At 64.6% G+C, this 21788-nt stretch carries 31 protein-coding genes and 1 tRNA gene; 12 read left to right on the forward strand and 20 right to left on the reverse strand.

The window, feature by feature from the left end; all coding sequences use genetic code 11:
• The first annotated feature begins 11 nt into the window (after positions 1-11).
• From AC3WJD_RS07645 to AC3WJD_RS07665, 5 genes are all read left to right on the forward strand, one after another.
• Positions 12-149: a hypothetical protein gene (locus AC3WJD_RS07645; protein WP_492746001.1), complete on the forward strand. Its 138-nt coding sequence runs from the start codon at positions 12-14 to the stop codon at positions 147-149.
• Positions 130-1917 (forward strand): hypothetical protein, encoded by a 1788-nt coding sequence (locus AC3WJD_RS07650; RefSeq protein ID WP_492746002.1) that lies wholly within the window; start codon positions 130-132, stop codon positions 1915-1917. Before AC3WJD_RS07645 ends, AC3WJD_RS07650 begins: the two co-directional genes overlap by 20 nt.
• Before the next feature lie 2 nt (positions 1918-1919).
• Positions 1920-2843, forward strand: a complete 924-nt coding sequence (locus AC3WJD_RS07655; RefSeq protein WP_492746003.1) for a tyrosine-type recombinase/integrase — start codon at positions 1920-1922, stop codon at positions 2841-2843.
• A gap of 11 nt (positions 2844-2854) precedes the next feature.
• The gene (locus AC3WJD_RS07660; RefSeq protein ID WP_492746004.1) at positions 2855-3802 is read left to right on the forward strand and encodes an acetyl-CoA carboxylase carboxyltransferase subunit alpha; all 948 of its coding nucleotides are present in this window, start codon (positions 2855-2857) and stop codon (positions 3800-3802) included.
• Between the two features lie 83 nt (positions 3803-3885).
• Positions 3886-5331, forward strand: coding sequence for a M48 family metalloprotease (locus tag AC3WJD_RS07665; RefSeq protein WP_492746082.1), 1446 nt, complete (start codon positions 3886-3888; stop codon positions 5329-5331).
• Between the two features lie 78 nt (positions 5332-5409).
• On the opposite strand, the gene AC3WJD_RS07670 is transcribed toward AC3WJD_RS07665, so the two are convergent.
• Positions 5410-5577, reverse strand: coding sequence for a Flp family type IVb pilin (locus AC3WJD_RS07670; protein ID WP_492746005.1), 168 nt, complete (start codon positions 5575-5577; stop codon positions 5410-5412).
• A 142-nt stretch (positions 5578-5719) separates the two neighbouring features.
• Complete coding sequence (locus tag AC3WJD_RS07675; protein ID WP_492746006.1) at positions 5720-5902, reverse strand: Flp family type IVb pilin; 183 nt, start codon at positions 5900-5902, stop codon at positions 5720-5722.
• Positions 5903-5986: 84 nt separating this feature from the next.
• Between AC3WJD_RS07675 and AC3WJD_RS07680 the strand changes: the two genes are divergently transcribed.
• The gene (locus tag AC3WJD_RS07680; RefSeq protein WP_492746007.1) at positions 5987-6385 is read left to right on the forward strand and encodes a (deoxy)nucleoside triphosphate pyrophosphohydrolase; all 399 of its coding nucleotides are present in this window, start codon (positions 5987-5989) and stop codon (positions 6383-6385) included.
• 2 nt (positions 6386-6387) lie between these two features.
• On the opposite strand, the gene AC3WJD_RS07685 is transcribed toward AC3WJD_RS07680, so the two are convergent.
• On the reverse strand, positions 6388-7245 hold the full coding sequence (locus AC3WJD_RS07685) for a methyltransferase domain-containing protein (RefSeq protein WP_492746008.1): 858 nt from the start codon (positions 7243-7245) through the stop codon (positions 6388-6390).
• A gap of 115 nt (positions 7246-7360) precedes the next feature.
• Between AC3WJD_RS07685 and AC3WJD_RS07690 the strand changes: the two genes are divergently transcribed.
• From AC3WJD_RS07690 to AC3WJD_RS07710, 5 genes are all read left to right on the forward strand, one after another.
• Positions 7361-8020, forward strand: a complete 660-nt coding sequence (locus AC3WJD_RS07690) for a ComF family protein (protein WP_492746009.1) — start codon at positions 7361-7363, stop codon at positions 8018-8020.
• Between the two features lie 48 nt (positions 8021-8068).
• On the forward strand, positions 8069-8326 hold the full coding sequence (gene grxC, locus AC3WJD_RS07695) for a glutaredoxin 3 (protein ID WP_492746010.1): 258 nt from the start codon (positions 8069-8071) through the stop codon (positions 8324-8326).
• Positions 8327-8339: 13 nt separating this feature from the next.
• The gene (locus AC3WJD_RS07700; RefSeq protein ID WP_492746011.1) at positions 8340-9170 is read left to right on the forward strand and encodes a carbon-nitrogen hydrolase family protein; all 831 of its coding nucleotides are present in this window, start codon (positions 8340-8342) and stop codon (positions 9168-9170) included.
• On the forward strand, positions 9167-9622 hold the full coding sequence (locus tag AC3WJD_RS07705; protein WP_492746012.1) for a DUF1178 family protein: 456 nt from the start codon (positions 9167-9169) through the stop codon (positions 9620-9622). Before AC3WJD_RS07700 ends, AC3WJD_RS07705 begins: the two co-directional genes overlap by 4 nt.
• A gap of 35 nt (positions 9623-9657) precedes the next feature.
• A tRNA-Arg gene (locus tag AC3WJD_RS07710) sits at positions 9658-9734 on the forward strand.
• A gap of 26 nt (positions 9735-9760) precedes the next feature.
• Here the strand turns inward: AC3WJD_RS07710 and AC3WJD_RS07715 are convergent.
• The 3 genes from AC3WJD_RS07715 to AC3WJD_RS07725 form a co-directional block, all read right to left on the reverse strand.
• Entirely contained in the window at positions 9761-10978 is a 1218-nt protein-coding gene (locus tag AC3WJD_RS07715; RefSeq protein WP_492746013.1) for a tyrosine-type recombinase/integrase, read from the reverse strand.
• Between the two features lies 1 nt (position 10979).
• Positions 10980-11477 (reverse strand): hypothetical protein, encoded by a 498-nt coding sequence (locus AC3WJD_RS07720; RefSeq protein ID WP_492746014.1) that lies wholly within the window; start codon positions 11475-11477, stop codon positions 10980-10982.
• A 636-nt stretch (positions 11478-12113) separates the two neighbouring features.
• Positions 12114-12503: a hypothetical protein gene (locus AC3WJD_RS07725; protein ID WP_492746015.1), complete on the reverse strand. Its 390-nt coding sequence runs from the start codon at positions 12501-12503 to the stop codon at positions 12114-12116.
• 59 nt (positions 12504-12562) lie between these two features.
• On the opposite strand from AC3WJD_RS07725, the gene AC3WJD_RS07730 reads away from it, so the two are divergent.
• Positions 12563-12730 carry a hypothetical protein gene (locus AC3WJD_RS07730; protein WP_492746016.1) on the forward strand — a complete coding sequence of 56 codons (168 nt, stop codon included), beginning with the start codon at positions 12563-12565 and terminating at the stop codon, positions 12728-12730.
• Positions 12731-12897: 167 nt separating this feature from the next.
• Here AC3WJD_RS07730 and AC3WJD_RS07735 read toward each other — a convergent pair whose 3' ends face one another.
• The 14 genes from AC3WJD_RS07735 to AC3WJD_RS07800 form a co-directional block, all read right to left on the reverse strand.
• Complete coding sequence (locus AC3WJD_RS07735) at positions 12898-13629, reverse strand: hypothetical protein (RefSeq protein ID WP_492746017.1); 732 nt, start codon at positions 13627-13629, stop codon at positions 12898-12900.
• Between the two features lie 3 nt (positions 13630-13632).
• Complete coding sequence (locus tag AC3WJD_RS07740; protein ID WP_492746018.1) at positions 13633-13812, reverse strand: hypothetical protein; 180 nt, start codon at positions 13810-13812, stop codon at positions 13633-13635.
• A gap of 3 nt (positions 13813-13815) precedes the next feature.
• Complete coding sequence (locus AC3WJD_RS07745) at positions 13816-14001, reverse strand: hypothetical protein (protein WP_492746019.1); 186 nt, start codon at positions 13999-14001, stop codon at positions 13816-13818.
• Positions 14002-14125: 124 nt separating this feature from the next.
• Positions 14126-14365 carry a hypothetical protein gene (locus tag AC3WJD_RS07750; RefSeq protein WP_492746020.1) on the reverse strand — a complete coding sequence of 80 codons (240 nt, stop codon included), beginning with the start codon at positions 14363-14365 and terminating at the stop codon, positions 14126-14128.
• Positions 14366-14379: 14 nt separating this feature from the next.
• On the reverse strand, positions 14380-14568 hold the full coding sequence (locus AC3WJD_RS07755) for a hypothetical protein (RefSeq protein ID WP_492746021.1): 189 nt from the start codon (positions 14566-14568) through the stop codon (positions 14380-14382).
• Positions 14569-14571: 3 nt separating this feature from the next.
• Positions 14572-14823 (reverse strand): hypothetical protein, encoded by a 252-nt coding sequence (locus AC3WJD_RS07760; protein WP_492746022.1) that lies wholly within the window; start codon positions 14821-14823, stop codon positions 14572-14574.
• Between the two features lie 3 nt (positions 14824-14826).
• Positions 14827-14961 (reverse strand): hypothetical protein, encoded by a 135-nt coding sequence (locus tag AC3WJD_RS07765; RefSeq protein ID WP_492746023.1) that lies wholly within the window; start codon positions 14959-14961, stop codon positions 14827-14829.
• 24 nt (positions 14962-14985) lie between these two features.
• Positions 14986-15777, reverse strand: coding sequence for a hypothetical protein (locus tag AC3WJD_RS07770; protein WP_492746024.1), 792 nt, complete (start codon positions 15775-15777; stop codon positions 14986-14988).
• A 34-nt stretch (positions 15778-15811) separates the two neighbouring features.
• Entirely contained in the window at positions 15812-15976 is a 165-nt protein-coding gene (locus tag AC3WJD_RS07775; RefSeq protein ID WP_492746025.1) for a hypothetical protein, read from the reverse strand.
• Positions 15977-16954: 978 nt separating this feature from the next.
• Positions 16955-18676 carry a phage terminase large subunit gene (terL, locus tag AC3WJD_RS07780; protein WP_492746026.1) on the reverse strand — a complete coding sequence of 574 codons (1722 nt, stop codon included), beginning with the start codon at positions 18674-18676 and terminating at the stop codon, positions 16955-16957.
• A 124-nt stretch (positions 18677-18800) separates the two neighbouring features.
• Complete coding sequence (locus AC3WJD_RS07785; protein ID WP_492746027.1) at positions 18801-19046, reverse strand: hypothetical protein; 246 nt, start codon at positions 19044-19046, stop codon at positions 18801-18803.
• Complete coding sequence (locus AC3WJD_RS07790; protein ID WP_492746028.1) at positions 19043-19270, reverse strand: hypothetical protein; 228 nt, start codon at positions 19268-19270, stop codon at positions 19043-19045. The genes AC3WJD_RS07785 and AC3WJD_RS07790 overlap by 4 nt, the downstream gene beginning before the upstream one ends.
• A gap of 62 nt (positions 19271-19332) precedes the next feature.
• Positions 19333-19800: a hypothetical protein gene (locus AC3WJD_RS07795; protein ID WP_492746029.1), complete on the reverse strand. Its 468-nt coding sequence runs from the start codon at positions 19798-19800 to the stop codon at positions 19333-19335.
• Positions 19797-21785 carry a phage tail fiber repeat family protein gene (locus tag AC3WJD_RS07800; RefSeq protein ID WP_492746030.1) on the reverse strand — a complete coding sequence of 663 codons (1989 nt, stop codon included), beginning with the start codon at positions 21783-21785 and terminating at the stop codon, positions 19797-19799. The genes AC3WJD_RS07795 and AC3WJD_RS07800 overlap by 4 nt, the downstream gene beginning before the upstream one ends.
• Positions 21786-21788: the final 3 nt, after the last annotated feature.

A 21788-nucleotide genomic window follows, 5' to 3' on the forward strand; every position in this document is an offset into this window, starting at 1 on the left:
ATAGGAAAGCCATGTCGCGTCTTATCCGGAACCTGATCATCCTGCTCGTCATCATCGGTGGCGCGCTCTATTTCCTCTCCACGCTCGCCAGCGAAAAGCCGCAGACGCGCGTCGAAAAGCCGGTCGCGAATGAAGTTCTGGGACAATAAGGTTTCGCGGATCGCGCTCGCACTCGCGGGCGCCGGATTGCTCGCTGCGATTCCCGCGATTGGACAGGAAGCGCCCGAATCGCTGCTGCCCGAAGGCTTTGGCGAGCCGGTGACGGCACCGCCGCCGCCGAGCCAGCGTCCTGCCGAAGCGCCGCGACCGGCGGAACCAGGGCTCAACACCACGATGCCCGTCGAAGAGGGCGAGGCGGACGAGGAAGACGCCGAGGATTCGGGAGACGCGCTGGCGAACGTCACGCTTTCTTCGGCGCCGCTGCGCTCGATCGATCATGTTGGCCCGCTGTACGATGTCGATGGCGGGCTGGGCGAGAGTGCCTTCGGCGAGGCCGATGGCGCCATTCTCTCGCAGATGATGCGGCGCCTGAGCGCGCCGCTGCCCTCGCGCTGGGCGTCGATCCTGCTCAGGCGCACGCTGCTGTCCAATGTGCCGACGCCGCGCGGCGTCTCGGCACCCGACTGGGTCGCCGAGCGTGCCTGGCTGCTACTGCGCATGGGCGAGGCCGATTCGGCGCGCCTGCTGGTGCAGAGCGTCGATGTCAGCCAATACTCGCCCAAGCTCTTCGACGTCGCGATGCAGACCTCGCTTGCGCTCGGCGATCCGGCGGGATTGTGTCCGCTGGTCGAACCCGCCTCCGCCGCCAGTCGCGACACCGGATGGATCCTCGCGCGCGGCATGTGCGCGGCGCTGGCGGGCGAACCCGGCACGGCGAGCGCAGCGCTCGAACACGCGCGGCGCACCAAGATGGCGGGGCGGCGCACGATCGATCTGCTGCTCGCCGAAAAGGTCGCAGGTGCAGGTGCCCATGGCCGGCGTTCGGTGACGATCGAGTGGGACGGCGTCGAACAGCTCACCGCGTGGCGCTATGGTCTGGCGACCGCGACCAATGTGGATATTCCTGCACGGCTTTTCCGCAGCGCAGGACCGCAGGTGCTTGGCTGGCGCGCGCGCGCCTCGATGCTGCCCGATGGTGACCGGATTGCCGTGGGCCGGCGCGCAGCTGTGCTGGGCGTGTTGTCCAGCGCGGCGCTCGTCGACCTCTATGGTGGCGTGCTTGACCGCATGGATCCGTCCGATACCGCGGGGACGCCGCCATTGGCGCTGCGCGAGGCCTATGCCGGCGAGGATGTCGATGCCCGGCTCAGCGCCCTGCGCGATATCTGGGGTGAAAGCGACGACGCGGCCGAGCGCTATGCCAATCTGATCCTGACCGCGCGCGCCGCGGCGCGTGTCCCCGTCGATCCCGACTATGTCACCGACACGCCGAGCCTACTGGGGGCCATGTTCACCGCGGGCTTCGACCGGGGGGCCCAGCGCTGGTCGTCCGCCGTCGAGGACGCGGAGGAGGGTGACGCCTGGGCGTTACTCGCGGTGGGATCGGAAACCCCGCGTGTCACGATCAATGCGTCGCGCGCGGGCAGCTATGCGGGCGATGTCGATGCGCTCAAGGGGCAGTTCCTGGTAGCCGGGCTCGCGGGGCTGGGCCGGCTCAGCGCCGGGGATGCGACCGGGCTGGCGGGTGACCTCGAATTCGACCTGATGAAGCGCAGCAAGTGGGGTGACCTGCTCGATCGCGCGGTCGAGGCGCGGCAGCCGGGCACCGTCGCGCTGCTGGCGGCGATCGGCATGCAGACCGTCGACTGGCGCTATGTGCCGCCCGCGCACCTCTATCGCATCATCTCGGCATTGCGGCGCGTGGGGCTCGAGCCCGAAGCGCGCATGATCGCCGCGGAAGCGCTGACGCGGGTCTGACCGTGGCGAGGGGACAGGATCCGGCGCTGATCGACCGCTTCCTGGAAATGCTCGCGGCTGAAGCCGGTGCGGCGCGCAACACGCTGATGGCCTATGCGACCGACCTGAAAGCCGCCTCGATGTTCCTTCACGGCGGATTGGGCGATGCCAATCCCGATGCGCTGGGCAGACTCGCCGAAAGCTGGATGCCGCTGGCGCCATCGACCGCCGCACGCAAGGCGGCGGCGCTGCGCCGCTTTTACGGCTTTCTGGCCGATGAGGGGCTGCGCCGGGACGATCCCTCGGGTGCGCTGCCGCGGCCAGCGACGCAGCGTCCGCTGCCCAAGGTGCTGACGCACGACGATGTCGAGCGGATCTTCAGCGAAATTGCGGCGGCGCGCGCGCGTGCCGACGCGGGGCCGCTCGACTATCGGCTCGCGGCGCTGATCGAACTTCTCTACGGATCGGGGCTGCGTGCGACCGAGCTTGTTTCCTTGCCGCGCAAGGCGATCGCACCCGACCGGCCATTCCTGATCCTGCGCGGCAAAGGCGGGCGCGAGCGTTTGGTCCCGATCTCCGATCGCGCAAGGCTTGCGGTGGCCGAATGGGCGGCGTTTGTGCCCGGCGATTCGGCGTGGCTGTTTCCTTCGGGCAAATCGCATCTCAGCCGGATCAGACTCTACCAGCTGATCCGCGCGCTCGGCGCACGCGCCGGCATCCCGCCCGAGCGCATCAGTCCGCATGTGCTGCGCCATGCCTTTGCCACGCATCTGCTCGAAGGCGGTGCCGATCTGCGCGCGCTTCAGGCGATGCTGGGGCATGCCGATATTGCGACGACGCAGATCTACACGCATGTCGACAGCCGGCGTCTGGTCGAGCTGGTCAACAGCCGCCATCCATTGGCCGATCATAAGCCACGCGTTGACGCGGACGACGCACGCGCTTAACCCGCCTGCCCATGGTCAGCTTCCTCGATTTCGAAAAACCCATCGCCGAACTCGAATCACGCATCGCGGACCTGCGGGAAACCGCGGAGAGCGGCGCGGTCGATATCGAGGGCGATGTCGCGCGGCTTCAGGTCAAGGCGGACAAGCTCCTCCACGAGACTTATGCCAAGCTGACTCCGTGGCAGAAAACGCAAGTGGCGCGCCATCCCGAGCGACCGCATTTCAAGCACTATGTCGCGGGACTCTTCAGCGATTTCATGCCGCTCGCGGGCGACCGCGCCTTTGCCGACGATCAGGCGATCATCGGCGGGCTGGGACGGCTCGGCGGCCGGCGCGTCATGGTGATCGGTCATGAAAAGGGCGACGATACCGCCAGCCGTCTCAAGCACAATTTCGGCATGGGCAAGCCCGAGGGCTATCGCAAGGCTATCCGCCTGATGGAACTGGCCGATCGCTTCGGTATCCCCGTCGTGTCATTGGTCGACACCTCCGGTGCCTTTCCGGGCGTGCAGGCCGAGGAGCGCGGCCAGGCCGAGGCGATCGCGCGCTCGACCGAGAAATGCCTCGAACTCGGCGTGCCGATGGTCGCGGCCGTGGTGGGCGAGGGTGGCTCGGGCGGCGCAGTGGCGCTGGCCGCGGCCAACCGCGTGCTGATGTTCGAGCACGCCGTCTATGCGGTGATCTCGCCCGAGGGCTGCGCATCGATTCTGTGGCGAACCGCCGAGAAGGCAAGCGACGCGGCCGACGCGATGCGGATCACCGCGTCCGATCTCCACCGGCTAGGCGTGATCGACCGCATCGTTCCCGAGCCAGTCGGCGGCGCGCACCGCGATCCCGCAGTCGCGATCGCCGCGCTGGGCAGCGCGATCGGGCAGGAGCTGGATTCGCTCTCAGCCCTCTCGCGCGACGAAGTTCGCCGCGCGCGTCGCGAAAAATTCCTGACGATCGGCAACATCTAACGGAAGTTACGGAACCGTCCCGATTCCCGTCCGTTGATTCGGGTAATCGGGAACCGATCAAGGGAGGTTGCGTGACGAAAAGGATGTTTCAGGCGGTCGCGCTCGCGGCGTGCGCGAGCCTCGCCATGCCGGGCGCAGCGCAGCAGTCGCAATCGATCTCTGCGCGCGACAAGCAGCAGGGCGCGCAGGCGCATCCCGAGCTGCTGGAGGAGTTCGGCGGCGCCTATTCGGGCAGCCAGGTCGGCTATGTGACGCGGGTGGGCCAGAAGATCGCGGTCCAGTCGGGGCTGTCCAACAGCCAGAGCGATTTCACGATCACGTTGCTCAACTCGCCGGTAAACAACGCCTTCGCGATCCCCGGCGGCTATGTCTATGTCACGCGCCAGCTGATGGCGCTGATGAACGACGAAGCCGAACTTGCCTCGGTGCTCGGCCATGAAGTCGGCCATGTCGCGGCGCGGCATTCGGCCAAGCGCCAGAGCGCCGCGACGCGCAACACGATCCTCGGCGTGCTGGGACAGGTGCTGGTGGGCGCCGTCGCCGGCAATTCGGGGCTGGGCCAGCTGCTCCAGCAGGGCGTGGGGCAGGCCGCGCAGCTGGCGACGCTGAGCTTTTCGCGCACGCAGGAATATCAGGCGGACGATCTCGGCATCCAGTATCTGGCGCGCGCCGGATACGACCCTGCGGCCTCCTCATCGATGCTCGCGTCGCTCGCGGCGCAGACCGCGCTCGAGGCGCGACAGCGCGGCGGGGCCGCGCGCACGCTTCCCGAATGGGCGAGCACCCACCCGGACCCGGGGAGCCGCGTCACGCGCGCGCTCAACCAGGCGCGCAAGACGGGGGTTACCAGCGGGTCGCGCAACCGCGACGCGTTTCTGACGGCGCTCAACGGGGTTCTCTACGATGATGATCCCAGGCAGGGCATCGTCGACAGCAACAGCTTCCGCCATCCCGACCTGCGGCTGATTTTCACGGTACCGCAGGGCTACAGCATGGCGAACGGTGCGCGCGCCGTGTCGGTGTCCGGCTCAAACGGGCAGGCGCAATTTTCAGGCGGACCGTTCAACGGCAGCCTCGAATCCTATATCGATTCGGTGTTTCGTTCGGTCGCCGGCCAGAGCGGCAATATCAGCTACGGCGATGTGCAGCGGACGCAGGTGAATGGGCTTGCGGCCGCCTATGCCAGCGCGCGCGCCAATACGCAGTCGGGACAGGTGGCGGTGACGGTGTTCGCCTATCAGTTCGACCCCCGGACCGCCTATCATTTCGTCGCGATCACGCCGGTGAACAATCCGGGCGTGTTCAACACGATGTACCGCAGCGTACGGCGGCTGAGCACGACCGAGGCGGCTGCGATCAAGCCGAGGAAGATCCAGGTGATGACGGTGCAAGCCGGGCAGACGCCGCAGACCTTCGCCGCACGCATGGCCTATCCCGATTACCAGCTGGATCGCTTCCTGGTACTCAACGCCCTTTCGGCGAATGCCCGGCTCAATCCCGGCCAGCGCGTCAAGATCGTGACGTACTGAGGGACAAAACAAAACGGGCGGAGACATCGTCCCCGCCCGCCTCGTTTTCGCTCGCCGGCGAACCGGCGCGCTGCGAAATCAGGTGGTCTTCATCTTGTCCGCAGCGTTGTTCATCGTGAGGCTGATCTGCGTACCGAGCGTCTGGAACGCAGCAACGCCTGCAACGGCGATCAGCGCAGCGATCAGGCCGTATTCGATCGCGGTCGCAGCCTTGCTGTCGCGGATCATCTTCATGAAGGATTTCATAGCCGGTCTCCTTAGGTTCCAACTTCACTTTCCCGGTCGACCCGGGATTTACTGGATCGACACTGCAGGTTTACGGTAGGAAACTTTCCAAAGCGTAAACAAAAAATCGAAAAATATTTCGTTTTACTGTGTGTCTCTGAAGCTACATTACCAATAGGGAAACATCGACGACGAACTGCCACATCGCGCTCGTGCGCGCGGTCAGTGCGTTCAGTGCGCCGATCATCGCGATCACGATCAGTGACGCGATCAACCCGTATTCGACCGCCGTGGCCGCCCCGCTATCTGCGGTTAGACTGGCGAATTTCTCCAGAATTCGCTTCATCTTTATGTTTCCTGTTCCCTGGAATTCCGGTTTATGCGGTTACAGGTGTTAACAAATCGCTAGTAACTTGAAGGACCGCCCCGCATGAACTTTCTGTTCGTCACCGCCGCTGCGCTCATCGATCGGGATGGGCGGGTGCTTGTGCAGCAGCGCAGCCAGCATCGCAGCATGGCGGGGCTGTGGGAGTTTCCGGGCGGCAAGGTCGAGCCCGATGAAACCCCCGAACACGCACTCATCCGCGAGCTGCGCGAGGAACTCGGGGTCGAGACGCAGGCCGCATGTCTTGCTCCCGCGGGTTTTGCGAGCGAGGCGCTTGGCGATCGCCATCTCATCCTGCTGCTCTATGTATGCCGCAAATGGCACGGCATCCCCGCGGCGCTGGATTCGGATGGACTCAAATGGGTGCGGCCCGTCGAACTCCACGCGCTCGACATGCCGCCCGCGGACAGGCCGCTGATCGGGCTGCTCGAGGCGCTGGTCTGAGGTCAGCCCTTCGGCTTCAGCGCCGCGGCGAGCGACGTGGTGGCGCTGCCGCGCCGCGCGGGCTTTGGCTGGTCGGGCGCGGGCGCCCAGCCGGTCATGCAGACGATTTCGAACTGCTCCGGGGTTTTGCCATCGGCATCCGCACGCGCGCTGAATGCCTCGTTGGCGGCCGCAAGCCAGCGCCGTGTGAGCGGCGTGCGTTCGCCACGCAGCACATTGGTCGCGCCCATGCCGCGCAAATCGCCAAACAGCCCGAAAATGTCGCGATAGCGCACGACGAGCCGCGCGGTGTCCGCCACGGGCAGCGCGAAGCCCGCGCGGGCGAGGAGATCACCGGCCGAGCGCACATCGATCTGCGGATGGATGCGTGCGTGGAGCGTCTCACCCACCGCCATGTCGGCCGCGAGCATCGCCGCCTTGAGCGCGGACAGGCTGCCATTTCCCGCAAACGCGCCGAGATAGAGCCCGTCGGGCACAAGCGCACGCCTTGCGAGCGCAAGCGCGCCGGGCACGTCGTTGATGCCCTCGATCCCGCCGGCCTGGACGATCAGGTCGAAGCTCGCATCGGCAAAGGGCAGGCGATCCTCATCGCACTGGACCCCGCCAACGCGCCGCGCGAAGGCGCTCCCGGCATCGGCCGAAACGACGGCGATGCCGCGCGCCTTCAGCGCTTCGCCCAGCCTGCCGTCGGCCGCTCCAAGGTCGAGCGCGCGCGTGAAACTGCGCTTCACGCTGTCGAGGCGGTCGAGAACCTCCTCGATCATGTGCGCGCGCAGGAAATCATGCGTGGCGAAATCGGGGCAGGCGCGGTCGCGGCGAAGCCGGCGAAGAGCACGGTCGAAGAGTTCGGGTGATTGCACGCCACGGCTTGTGCATCCTCGTGTTGCATTGGACAAGGGGCGTATGAGGGCGGGGCAGCTTCTATGGCGTGCAATGGCGGGTTTCGCGCTCCCGCCGCGCTGTCCCGGATGCGGCGTGGTGGTAGAAGGCGATCTGCACTTTTGTCTCGAGTGCTGGACGGCGCTCGATTTTCTGACCGGGGCCGGCTGTGCGGCATGCAATGTTCCGCTCGGCGAGGCAGGGGGCGAGGGGCAGTTGTGCGGCCGCTGCCTCGCGGAACGGCCCGCGCATGACGGGGTCCGCGCCGCCGTGGCCTATGGCGCAACCGCGCGGAGCCTGATCCTGCGGCTCAAATACGGATCGCGCCCCGCGATTGCCGAGATGGTGGCAAGCCAACTCGACCGGTATCTCGATCCGCATGGCGACGATATGCTCGTCCCGGTCCCGCTCCATCGCTGGCGGATGTGGGGGCGCGGGTACAACCAATCGGCGCTGATCGCTCGCGCATTGTCGCGGCGCAGCGGCATCCGCCTGTCGCTCGATATACTGATCCGGCGGCGGTCGACCCCGGTGCTGCGCGGCCTTGGCGCCGGCGCGCGTGCGAAGGCAGTACGCGGCGCCTTCGTGGTCGGGCCCCGCGCACGGCATGACCTGACAGGCAAGACGGTCTGGCTGGTCGATGACGTCTATACCAGTGGCGCGACGACCAATGCCTGCGCAGCGGTACTCAAACGCGCCGGGGCCGCACGCGTCATCGTGCTCTGCTGGGCGCGTGTCCTGAACGACGAATATTGACTTTGCCCGGTGCCGAACTCACTTCGGGGGAAAGGAAAGCACCGAAGAATGGCCAAGATCGAAATCTACACCAAATTGTTTTGCGGTTATTGCGCGCGCGCCAAGGCGCTGCTCGCATCCAAGGATGCCGCGTTCGAGGAATATGACATCACGATGGACGCGCCCAAGCGCGCCGAGATGATCCAGCGCGCCAACGGCCGCACCACCGTGCCGCAGATTTTCATCGATGGGCGCCATGTCGGCGGCTCCGACGAGCTTGCGGCGCTCGAGGGCGAGGGCAAGCTCGATCCGCTCCTGCAAGTCTGATCGGAAAGGTCCGATGCGCATAGCCGTTTTGCAGATGACGAGCGGGATCGATCCCGCGCGCAATGCGGCGACGATCGTCACGGCGATCAGGGATGCGCGCGCTGGCGGTGCGGACATGCTGTTCACGCCCGAAATGTCGGGCCTACTCGATCGTGACCGTGAGCGTGCGGCGGGCAGTCTCAGGGAAGGCGATGCGGATGTCGTGCTCGCCTCCGTGCGCGCGGCCGCGGCCGAAACGGGGCTGTGGGTGCATATCGGGTCGCTCGCGCTGAAGGGCGAACGCGAGGACGGGCGCCTGGTCAATCGCGGGTTCGTGATCGACGGCACCGGCGCCGTGCGCGCGCATTACGACAAGATGCACCTGTTCGACGTTGATTTGCCGACGGGCGAAAGCTGGCGCGAATCGGCCGCCTATGCGCCCGGCGAACGCGCGGTGGTCGTGAACACGCCCTGGGCGCCGATCGGACTGTCGGTCTGCTACGATCTGCGCTTTTCCGAACTCTACCGCCGGCTTTCGGATGCGGGCGCGAAGATACTGACGGTGCCCGCGGCCTTTACCGTGCCGACGGGGCGCGCGCACTGGCACACGCTGCTGCGCGCACGCGCGATCGAGTCGGCGTGTTTCGTCGTCGCGGCTGCGCAGACGGGCACCCATGAGGACGGACGCGAGACCTATGGCCATTCGCTCGTCATTGATCCGTGGGGCGAGGTGCTGCTCGACATGGATGAGGGGCCCGGGCTTGGCTTTGCCGATATCGACCTCGCCCGGCTCGACGATGTCCGCGCGCGGATCCCGGTGCTCGCGCACCGGCGCGCGATTCCCGCGCCTGAGGGGCTGCTATGATCGTCTTCGACCTGCGCTGCGCTTCGGCCGGGCACGTCTTCGAGGCATGGTTCGGGTCGAGCGCGGACTATGAGGACCAGCGTGGACGTCGACTGATCGCCTGCCCGATGTGCGGCGACAGCGAGGTGATCAAAGCCGTCATGGCACCCAATGTCGCGGCCAAGGGGAATCGCGGCGGCGATCGCGAAACCGTGCAACTCGCCGCGCATCCGCCCGAGCAGGTGAAGGCGGTGATGGAGGCGCTGGCGCGCGCGCAGTCGACAGCGCTCGAGAACTCGCAGTGGGTTGGCCGGGATTTCACGGATCAGGCGCGCGCAATGCACCTGGGCGAAACCGAGCAACGCAGCATTCACGGGCAGGCCACCGTCGAGCAGGCGCGCGCGCTCGTCGAAGAGGGCGTCGACATCGCGCCATTGCCATTTCCGGTCGTTCCTCCCGAAGCGCGCAATTGACCGCGCGAGGCTGTCGTCCTAACCAGCTTGGCGGCGCGCCCGTAGCTCAGCAGGATAGAGCATCAGATTCCTAATCTGGGGGCCACAGGTTCGAATCCTGTCGGGCGCACCATCACATCCGCAGAAATCAGCCATTTTTTAATGGCACAGTGTGCCAGTTTCGGCACGGTTTGTATCGACATACTGGACAGTTCCATTAGTGGGACTGTCAATCTCAGCGGATCGTATTTGTGGCGCACCACCATTCGTGTTGAGGACAGCGAGGCCTGCGCTCAGGTCCTCGGGATCGAGGTGGGCGTAGCGCTCGGCGGTGATCTTGATGTCCGAGTGGCCCAGCCATTCCTTAAGCCGGTAGATGCCGATGCCGGGGATGCCGTGCTCGGGCTTGCCCTTGATCAGGCGGGTGGCACAGGTGTGGCGTAGCGTGTGCAGGGTGATGTCATCGATCTGCCCGCCGAGGTCGTCCCTGATCTGGTTCCACATGTACCAAGCCATCGCAGGCCGGAGCGGGAAGAACTTGTTCTTCACTGCCTGCTCACGAAGGGCAGGGAGGTCAGCTTGGATAGCATCGGACAGCGGGACCATCCGGGGCTTCTCGCTCTTCGTGGTGAAGTGCTCCAGCATGACGAAGGGGACGACCCGGTCGCCCATCCGCATGGGTACGAGGTTGAGCTCACCGATGCCCAGCGCCTCGTTCAGACGGAAGCCGGTGTCGATCAGGAAGCGGACGAGCTTGGCGAAGCGCCACCACTGGCGCGTGGGCTCCTTCTGACGTCGCGCTTCGATAGCGGCGAAGACCTTGCGCTCCTCGGCGTCGAGCAGCACACGGTTGCGGAAGTTCCGGACGGAGAGCTTGGGGAACTCGGGACGCCCCTTGATCCACTTCTCGCCCGTCTCCGGGTTCTTCCACTTCGCGGCCATCACGAGCACCTTCGACACGCTTTCGAGAAGCCGCTTGATCGTGCCCTCAGCCTTACCCAGCGTCCGGTAGTACGAGACGAGCTCCTCCAGCCACTCGAGGTCGATCTGGTCGACCGCAGTGTCCCCGAAGGCGTCCTTCAGCTGCTTGGCGCGGGACTTCATCGAGTCGTAGGTCTTCACCTTGGCCCAGACGGTGTCGAGGCACAGGTCCAGCCCCTGCCCGAGCGTGAGCATCTGACCAGCCTTGGGCTTCGCCTCGGCGCGGGTAGACTGTACCGGAAGCAGCTGCTTAGGGTGAACCCCAAGTTTCCACAAACGGAACTGTTCAGCGGCCTCGGAGGGCTCGCGGGTATCCAGCGAGATGCGAGGGCCGGAGCCCTTCGCGTCCCGAAGGTCGATGAAGTAGACGCCCGAAGGCTTCTTCTTGAGCTTCATGTCATGCCTTTCCTGTTGCGGCTTGGAGGACTTCGTAGAGGACCCGCTCGCCCTCTTCGGTCAGCGAGAGGGGACGGAGGCGCTTGTTGGTGGGGTCGACACCCTGCTTCAGCCAGCCCAGCCCCTTCGGGAACTGATGCGAGGGCTCCAGCAGGATGCCGTAGGTCGAGTGGAACGTCTTGCCGATTTCCGGATCAGCCGAGTCCCTGATCTCCGAAAACAGGACCTGCTGGCCCATCGCCTCCCGGAAGCCAGCTTCGAGGAAGAACAGAACCTGGCCGAGGGTGGCCCGAGCGGGCATCTTCTCAGCGAGATGCGAGACAGCGCTCGATAAGTTCGCGACGTCGCCTGCGCGTTGCTGCAGCCGCTTCAGAGAGCCCTGCGTCGTCTTCGCGGTCGAGCCACTCTTCGGCGGTGTGGGTGTATCTTTCATGGGCTGGTCCTTCTCGTTGGTCAGGACAGGCTCGAAGGGGAAGCGCATTTCGCTGATATCCAGCATTGTCGTTGTCTCCCTGTTCGTTCCGCTGTCCGCACAGTCCCTCTAGCGGGAAATTGGTGGAAACGGAAAGGTCAATTTTATCAATCAGTATCATTTGAAGAATCCTCGGCGTCTGCCCCTCCGATTAGCCGGAGGACGCCTTTAGAACAAAACAGGAACGTGTAGGAAAGCTCGGATCGACGGTCGTGGTCATTCACGCCGCTCCACGGTCTAATCTTGCCTATCGTCGTGGTGTTCTGAGGTAGCCTGCCAGCCTCAGCTGGGCAGGAGCGCGACTCGGTGGCGATTTCGCTCTTAGCGGGGCGCAGCGACCCTCAGGGCTGGGGTCAGCGTGCCATTCGCTGGTTTGAATATTTGATCAACGTATTCCTCCCTCGCGGAAAGTGGTTGCGGTGATCCGCGAGGTGGTCTGGACGCCCCTCGTTCTCTATTGCCCCATATACCCGTCCCACCGGGTCGCCGGGAGCTGAAAACATGCAAGCTTACATGCCGGTTTATTCCCGCCCGAAGGCAGTCTTCTATTACGCCGACTCCCGACCCAAGGTCGGTCGGGCTCACGCCCTAGCTTGCGGTGTTTTCAGCACCTGTGTTGCCCTTGGCTCGTAGGGCCAAACGAGTCAACAATTGGTTAACAAACTACCAACAGTTCATCGCAAACGCCTTCATACGGGCAACGGCGTTCGGGGCCAGTTTACCGGGATCGGTCCCAAAAATCTCCTCTATCTGCGCCCGGTCGAGCCAAAAGGCTGTCCCGTGGTCCTCCGGCGGGTCAGCCATGAGGATATCGCAGTGCTTCCCACGGCACCTTATCCAGTAGGCAGGCGCGGCGTCCCAGATGAAGCCGTGCTTGGCCGGGTCGGCGATGTAGTTAGCCGCGAGATAGTCGGAGGTGTATCGCCCGCCCTCGCAAGTGGTGGCGAGGAACTGCCGTTGCAGCTGTTCGAAGTGATATGCCTGTATGGCCGCTTGCTGTGCCGCTCGGGCTCGCTTGGGGCCCTGAAGGACGACGAAGGCTCCGGGAAACACGGTAGTTCTCCTTTCATCATTGTTCGGCTATCGCGGGGCCCCTGAAGGAGACCGACGGAATGCTTGAGTGGATTGATGGGGTGTTGCCTTGGGCGCTCGGGGCGCTGCTGGTCTGGGCAGCTTACCGGGCGGGCTTCGCTCGCGGGATGATCACGCTGGCCGAGATGCCCAAGGACGAGGCGCTACGAAAGGTCAGAGACCTGAAGCGCGGGGAAGAGGGCTGGTAGGTCAATCGGCTCGAACGCAGGGGCGTTCGGGTACTGGCCGGTGATCCGGCCGACGTTGGCGTCTCCCGCGCCGTAGGCCTCGGCGAACTGCTGACGCTTCACGGTGTAAGCGCAGGACTGACACATCGACCTACCGGGCTTCGCGGGATTGCCGCAGGAGCACCGCGTCATGCCGCAAGCGCCATGTCAGCCACACCGCCCCACTGCAGGGCCATTGCGTCGGCAATCCCGTCGAAGAACCGGCTGCGCTCTTTGTCCCGGTCTGCTCCTGGCCCCATCTTGTGTACCCGATCCTTCGGCTTCGCGTCGGCGGGTAGGCCGAGACCGGCGCGGGCCTCGTCGAGCGTGCGGTAGGTGGGCTGCAGGGGCTCGAGCCCCTTGAGCCACAGGCAGGTGCGCTTGGTCTCCCAATCGCCATACTCCCAAGGCTGCACCGACTGCGCGAACTCCTCATAGCCCCGGATGCGGGCCTTGGCATATTGGTGCATGACCGGGTTCTCAACCGCGATGCGGGCGACAGGCGCGTTCCAGAGGTCCGAGAACAGGTCAGCGCCATCGCTGAGGGCCCGCCACATGTAGGCCAGCCGCTCGTCACGATCCCAGCCCTTGTAGGCCTCGACGTCGGCGTCAGGGTAGTGCGCCGGGTTCAGCTTGGTAGGCGGCTCCATGAGCCAGCGCACGCCGCTGTTGCACAGGCGGGTGCAGGGCGGGTGGGCCACGATGAGCATGTCCCAGCCCCATGTGAGGACGTCGCGGACGTCCCCGGTTATGTGGCGGTTGCTCCGATCCTCAGCGGGGCGGAGATCGCAGGACCACGCATCATGGCCGAGGCGGTCGAAGGCGCGGCGCACGATGCCTGAGAACTCGCAGGCGACGAGGATTTTCATAGGTGCGGTCATGGGTCAGGCCTCCTTTTCGGCGAGCAGCTGCGTCAGGTAATCTTCGTCAATCGCCGCTCCGGTGCGCTCACGGACGATCTGGATGATCTCCGCGCGGGGCCGGTGGGACACTTTGCGGACGACGTTTCGCATCTCGATGTCGAGATTGGCTTTGGAGAGCGCGATGCGTTTCTTGTAGGACATGGGTCAGGCCTCCAGCTGCTTGAGGGCGGCGGCGGCGAGGCCGTAGGGATCGTCCCGGCCAGCGAGGCCGAGCGTTTCGAGGGCGTTGGCCAATGCCTCGCCCCGTCCAAAGCCGCCCTTCTGAAACTGGCGGGCGACCTGAACGATGACGGTGACGGTGTGGAGGCTCTTTGCGACAGGCTTGGACATAATCAGGCTCCTTTCAGCGCCCGCAGGATCGCGGCGCGGTTCTTTCGGATTTCGACGGTGATGAAGAGGAGGCACCCCGAGGTTATCGTCAGGGTGCCGAGGGTTGCGAGGTAGTGGCCGAGGGTCACTTCGGGTCACCGTACGTGTCGAGGTATTCAGCGGCGCACGCCGCCCCGGCGACCGCAAAGAACGTCTCCCGCGCCTTGCGGTGATAGGTGAGCATCTGGCTGTAGAGCCGGTGCCGCGCATCCCGCTTCTCAGGACCGCGACGGTGGGCCGGATGGATGACCGAAAGGGTCTGGCGGATCACCTCGCGGGGCGTGGCGGAGACGTGGAGGTTCAAGCGGAGATAGGTGCCGTACATGGTCAGGGTTCCTTTCAAGCGAGGGCAGCGGCGAGGCGGACCCAATCGTCCTTGCGGTTGTTCCAAGGGTGCATCTGCAGGGCGGCGGCTTGGGCCCGTCGGACATTCGAAGGGTGGCGAAGGGTGCGGGTGATCTCCGCTTCGATCTCTTCGCGGCTCGCTCCGGCGTCGAGGGCGTGCTGGTAGGCGGTCTTGTAGGACATGGGTCAGGCTCCGAGGTCAGACAGGGGAACAAAGGGACCGCCAAAAGACGCGCCGAGGTCGGGCCGGTCGGCGTAGGCCCAGACGGGCCAGACACCCCATCGAATAGGCAAGCCGTTCTCGCCCCAAGCGTGCTCACGTACTTCGTAGCGGACGACGACGCGGTCGCGCTGGAGATTGGAGGGCCGGAAACCAGCGAGGTGCGTCGCTTTGGCGCGCAGAGCATCAACGGCGTTGCGATCTGTCAGGCTGTACATGGCTTAGGACCCCTTCACCCGGCGGATGGTGACGATTGCGTGCGGCTGTTTCTCCGAGACGTCCTCAGCCAGCGCCTCGGCGACGATCTCCGGCAGGCGGCTCCCGAAGGAGCGGCCATCGACATAAACTTGGAACATGGAACAGTCTCCTTACTGGAACTATCAGGCGGCGTTGCGGGCGAAATTCGCCTTACCGGCGGAGCCGTGGGCGGCGATCTGGACGGACGCGCGGGCCTTGCCCGACGTCCCCATGCAAGCGCGGCACGAGGCGCAATCGGTCTTCTTTCCAGCTTCCTCCGAAGCAGGGCAGATCACCTCAAGGCCCTTGACGTTCTCGCCTGCCTCAGCGGTAACCCGAAAGGTGCGGTAACCGGAACTGTGGGCCTCAGCCATATCGGCAAGGCTATCAGCCGACGCCATGACCAGCCCCGACCACTGGCGGTCAATCGAGCGCCACTGATGAGTATAGCCCGTCCATCCTGCGGCGCGCTTAGTGACGACTTTCCAGAGGGCATAGGGAGCGGCGGCAGGGTCCCCGTAGGTCCCGAGGCGCACCATACGGCCCTCGAACAGGGCAGCGGCGGTGAACGCGTCAACCTTGGGATACACGCCGCGCTGAAACGCTTTCCAGACCGTGCTAGGCCCGTGGATCAAAGTGACGTAGCAGGACCGACCCTTGCCCGTCCCATCGCCGCGATGCGGGCAGGTTCCGCAGATGCTGGCGTCATCCCCCGAGCGCACTGCCTCGATAGGGTTCATGTCGGCGCGAAGGATATACGTCTGGACCATTGCGCCGGTCTTGGCGTTGCGGCTTGCCTTGGCCAGCCCTGAGGCGATGACGACAATCGGCTTGCCGTCCAGCTTGCTAGGGCCCTCATACAGGATGACGCCCGGTGCGCGGCGGAGGGCTGCGAGATCGACGGCAGCGGTGTTTTCGGTGAACGTCTGGAACATGGCGGTTATCCTTTCAATCAATCAAACGGAACAATCAGAAATTCCAAGGCTTGGCGTTGTAGTGCGCAGCCAACTTGCGGGCTTCCCGCTTGCCGCTGACAGGGTATTCGTCGCGGCGCGTCCGCTGCCCGTTCTCAAGCCAGTAGGTGACTAGGATCGGGCCAGCCTTGCCGCCGGTGTAGTATTCTGCGGTGAGCATGATGGTTCTCCTTCAGTTTCCGAAAGCGCCCCGATGGACGCCTTAGGAAACCGGCGGGTGCTATCATCCCGCTTGTGGTTTCGTGCCGCCGGGATCGAACCATTGGCCGGGATGCGGGATCAGTCCGCACCAATCACGACCCCCGAATACTCCGCCAGTCTCGTCTGAAGCGGAGCGCCGGAGCGCCGCCTGTCCCTCTATGCTTGGCCGGGTCAGGGTGGCCGTGCCGGTCAGTGTCTCGCTGCCGGTGATTGGCTTAGACAGCATTCCAATCGTTCTGTAAACCCCACAATTCCAAAAAACGCACAATCAGGGCAAACTTTTTTCAAAAGGCTAGGACTTCTGCCGCCTTGCGGGATGAAAAAAAATGCAGGGCGCAATCCTCCGGTCCTCAGTCGATAGCCAGGAGATAACAGACACCCGCGCGCGAGGCTGCGCCGATGGTGTGCCGCCAGTGTGCCGCCAGTGTGCCGATGGATGATCGAAGGATGACCGGCGGATGAAACAAAGCAGGGCATAGCGGAAGGACGCGCGAACCAATCAGGACAGGCGAGGCCCTGCGGCTCTCCTCCGGCCCTCCTGCCGTGACATGGTGTGCCCTGCACCATCACAAGCGAGGCAATCAGCGGCTTTGCGTGCAAGTGTGCCAACCAATCGTGCCAGATCAGGGCGATAGGGCTCGAGCCCATACGCCCCCTTGCGGCCCATAGGAGGTGCCCTGCGGGGGTAGGCGGCTTGTGGCAGGGTGCCCCCAAGGGGGGAGCCCGCGTGCGGTCGTGGGTGCGTATGGTGCTTCGGAATTTTGTAGCAAAATCAATCGGGACCCAACGGGTGCCAATTAACCCTCACTCTCGGAGGGCCCCTATCCCCCGGTCACATATCTATAGTGTACCTATAGTGTCCCTCAGGAATCCCGATTGAGGTCCTCAGGTAGGTCGTAGGAGAGGGGAGGGAGTGTTCTCCTTCTCCCCCTCTCCATCAACGCCTCACAGGTCTCCCTCGGCCTCTCCTTTGGCTCACCGAAGACTGCCGCTGGGACTGACCGACGAAGTGGGAAGAGAAGAACGATGCCTCCCACTCCCGCTCCTTCTTCTTGATGATGTCCCTTTCGGCCTTGCGGGCGTCGAGGCTCATGTACTCGACCCAGTGCTTCACAGCCATCGCGAGCACGTCGACACGGTCATCGTGCTTCAGAGCGCCACGGGCGGTGGTCATGTGGGTCAGCTGATAGAGCCCCGAGCGTACCGCTTCGGACTTGAGGTCTGCTCGGACGACCGTGGTGTCGATGACCAGCCGGTGCTGGGCAAGGACGGGTGCCAGGGTGTCGATGATCCTCATCTCCTTCTGGCCGACCGACCGCTCGTCTTCGATGACGACGGGACGGCCCACCTTGGAGAGGTAGGGCTCGAGGAGCTTGCCGAACATGCCGTCGCCGAAGTTGGCCTCGGTGACGATCAGGTTGACCTCTTCCTCCTTGCTGATCTCCGCCAGCCTCTGGAGGGTTGCCTCGCCGTACCCGTCACGGAACCCGCCCCACCGCCTCACATAGATGAAGCCGTGGAGGAACTTGGTCACGACGTAGGTGGTCTCGTCCTTGCCTCGACCCGAGGGGTCGATGTGCATGACCGAGCCGCCATACGGCAGGTACTCCGAGGAGACCGTCATAGGCCGGTAGAGGCGGTCGCCGTCGAAGCCGATGTTGTCGATGTCCTTCCACGCCAGATCGGGCGAGGAGGTCCAGACGACACGGGCGGGGGCGATCTTTGCGTCCACGTCCATGCAGATCAGGTTGCGGAGCTTCAGCGGGTATCTCTCGGCATCCGACAGGGTCGTGTCGAGCATGAACTGGAGCATGTAGCCAGCGGCCCGATACTCCACCTCGCGCTCCATCAGGTCGATCTCGTTGAACCGAGCGTCGTCCGTCGGGGCTCCGCCGAGGGTGCTGCCCTGCGCTTTTTGTAGTTCGGGCTTGGCGAGGATGTCGGCCAGGAGCATGGGAGCGAGGAAGCCCCCGTAGTTGGCCAGCTTCTCCACCAGAGGATACCGAGCAGGCCAGATGCGGACCTCGTAGCCCTTCTCAGGGAGGTCGCGGTACACCGACTGTTCGCTCTGGGGGGTCCCGAGGAAGATGATCTCGGAGTCACCCGGCTTCAGGAGCGCGGCGTACTCACCGATCTGGCGCTTGAGCTTCTCGCGCATTCCCTCCGTCTCGGAGTTCTTCACCACCTCGACGTCGTCGGAGATGATGATGTCGGCGCGCGAGCCGGTCAGCTGGCCGGTGATACCGACCGCTTTCACCGACGGGGACTTGTCGGCCTTGGCCGGTCCCACGTCGAAGGCGAGCACGGACTGTCGCTGGCCCTGCTTGGGGCGGAGCTCGTCCCACAGGCCGTCTCCCGCCTCGTGCTCGATGATCTGTTTGATGAAGGTCGCGATCTCGGTCGCGAAGGCCTCGTTGGCCGACACGATGAGCACGCGCTTGTTGGGGTCGCGCCACAGTCGCCATACGACATAGGCGGCGGTGAGGAACGTCTTGCCGACGCCCCGGAACGCCTGAATGAAGCGGCGCTTGCCGCCCTCCGACAGGAACCTCGCGATATCCAGCTGAACCCTTGTGGGCTGTGGCAGGAACAGGACGCGGGTCCAGACGTACCAGATGAACTTCAGGAACGAGCCCTGAAGGATTTCTTTGGAGGACACAGGGTCTCCTCGGGAATGGGGTCAGAATGGCAGCAGGAGCCCCGTCAGAGCATTGTGAGGCTTCTGGAGCACTCAGGTTACCGGAAGTGTTCCGGGGGGCTCTGACGGGGCTGTGAGGGCTGCTCTAGTGGCGGAGCTCGAGAGCGGTCTGGTCTAGGTCCAGATCGCGGAGCTCGTTAGCCAGGGTGTCGACGCGGGCGGACGCCGCCGGGGCGTCGATGCCGTTGTCCTTGAGGAACTTCAGGGCCTGCGAAATCAGCTGGGGACTGATGCCCTCGTCGCTCTCCTTGGCCTTCTTGATCTCGTCGGTGAGCGTCTGGGCCACGAGGCCGTGCAGTGCGTCGACCAGATCGGCTGATGCGCGGCTCATGGGTGGGCCTCCTGTCGTGCTTCGACACGCGCGAGGGTCTCGCGGGTGACCGCCAGTTCCTTCGTCAGTGTGTCCATGCTCTCGTCGAGCTTCTCGATGCGAACGATGCGCTCGTCATGGCGAGCGATATCCACCTTGTTCGCCAGCGTCGTGCCCCCGATACCGAGAACGGCAGCGGAGGCAGCGGCGAGGATGAGGTGGTCCTTCAGGGCGCTGAAGTTCACTTGACGCGAACGCCGAGCGCCACAGCAGCAGCTGCGTCAACATTCATTGGGGGTTCCCTAGGTTATAAGGGTTGGCTGTAGTCGTGGTGGATGGTTTCGACCAAGCAGTTGGGGCCGTAGATGACAGCCCCGGTGTTGTCGGTGATCTTGCACCGATAGGTGCCGTAGGCGGTGATATGCCGCCCCTCGTTGGGCAGGCCACGCGAGAAGGCGGTGCTGGCAGCGTTGGGGTTAGTCGGACTGGCGGGCGAGCCGGACACGTACTCCCACACATAGGTGTAGGGGGCTGTGCCTCCGGTGACGGTGCCTGCTACGGCATGGGTAGTCACGACCGTGACAAAGCCACTGCCGTACATGCCGTCCTCGCCCCAAACGGAGGTCGAGCCGCCGCTGACCGCTAACGCACCCGCGACGACCTTCCAGACACCGTTGTGGTTGGTCCACACCTCGGCCTTCTTCCACGTCCCGTTATGGTTCGTCCACGCTTCGGCCTCCCTCCAAACACCGTTGTGATTAGTGTGGAGGGTCATGTGATCTTGAGCCAGATGTCTCCGTTGGTGCCGCCCGAGGGGGCAGCGGTGGAGACGGTGATGGCCGCGCTCTGCTTGGCGGGGTCCATATGGAAGGCGTGACCGCCTAAACCGTAACGGGTGATAGTGCCATTCACCTGCACATGCGTGTTGAAGTAATGGGCAGGACGATCGGTCTGGTAGTGACAGAACCCGGAGTTTAAGGGGCCTATGTCCAAGAAGCCGTACAGCGAGGTAATCCGGGTGGCCCCTTCCGCCGTGCCGCCGAGTGTGGACGTACCGCCAAGGAGCGCCGTATATAGCCGCGTCCGTGCACCGGGGAGGTGGTACTCCGAACCATCGAAGTACAGGTATCGGTTTTGAGCTTGCGGCCCGAGGTAGATAACCCCGGTGTTGTTCCCACGATTGGCGATGAAATCGCGCGCGTAGAAGTCGCCAGTGTTTTGTAGGGTGGCGAGGACAGTGCCGTCCGTCTTTCGGAAGTACAGCAGCCCGCCGACATCGACGTAGCCGTTCGCAGCGTTGTGGTGTAACCGTAGGCCGCTTGTGCTGCCTATGTAGAGGTCGCCCACCGCCGTGCCGTTGTTCAGGACGACATTTGTTGCGCCGATGGTCAGAGGACCATAAGCCGACGAGTTGCGGTTGTAGGAGACAAGGTAGCTAAGTCCACCGCTCTGCCCGATCTCTGCGCCGAGCTTGTAGGCGTCTCCCGAGGCCGTCTCACCATACCATCCGGTCGCCCGGATGCCCCCGTGGAAGCGCCCATGGCCCCCGGTGGTGATCCCGCCGAGAACTAGGTCGCCAGAGACGACCCCACCCGCCAGTGGGAGGTAATTCGCGGGGTTGAAGATACCGTCATGCCATACTTTGCGCCACGGTCCCCAAGCGGTCCCCGAAGTGGCCTGCCGGATGGCCATACCGTCCCCGAAGGAAACCTGCGAGGGCCAGCCGCCGGAGCCTCCCGCAGTGTCCCACCCGGCCACCGTGAGGATGTGCGAGTAGGAGCCATTGGCGGAGACTGGTGGACTGCCGACACTCGTGGCGAGCTTGAAGTCGAACGACAGGCGGTTTCCTGCTTTGCCTTGAGGCTGGTCGTTCGTGTTGCGGTCGTCAACCGACTGGAGACGCGTGGCGTAGTCAGCCGAGACGGCGTTACCGCCGATAGGGAGATAGGCGTGGGTGTGCCCGACGTTCGACTTGCCGTCGAGCGCGGTCTGCAGCCCGCTGACGTCTGCAACCACATGGATGTGCGACAGCGGAGCTTTACCGGCCAGTTGGGTCGTCATGGTGGTCGCGAAGTTCGGGTCGTTCCCGAGGGCCGTTGCGATTTCCCTCAGGGTGTCGAGGGTGCCGGGAGCAGCATCGACGAGCGCGTTAAGCTGGGCCGCGAGCTCCGCCTTGGTGGCGAGTAGGGCCGGGTTGATCGACGATGCATAGCCCTGCGCCTGATCGCGGGCGACCAAGGTGGCCGCTTTGGCAACCAAGGTGTCGTCGCGGGCCACGGTGGTTTCGTCGCGAGCGGCGACGGTGATGTCGCGGGCCGCGAGGACCGTTGCGGTATTCGTACCGACGTTCCCCTGCATCGTCGAGACCTGAGCCCAGTACCACGCGGTCTGGTTCTGGTAGGACAGGGCGAGGTCTCGCGCCTGCTGCGCCTCAGTCTTGAACTGGGCTGCGAGGGACTTGCTGGCCTCCGCCCGGTTCGCTTCGGAGAGCGCAGACGCCGCCTTGGCGACAGCCTCGTCCCGCGCAGCAGCCGCAACCGCAGCTGGGCCACTCACGGTCGACGAGAGAAGGGCGACGGACGGGTAGAGCCCCGAGCCACCCTTCGAGTCGCTCAGGGGATACTGGCCGTCCTCGTTGGGGCCTCCGGTGGCGGTTCCGCCGAGCCAATCGCGGAACTGATCCTCGCGGGTCTTCCACTGATCCAGCAGCGCGTTGATGCGCGCCACCAGCTGGGCGTTGGTTTGATAGAGCTCCGCCAAGGA

The organism is Sphingobium sp. FW306-1B-F04DB (assembly GCF_058781925.1).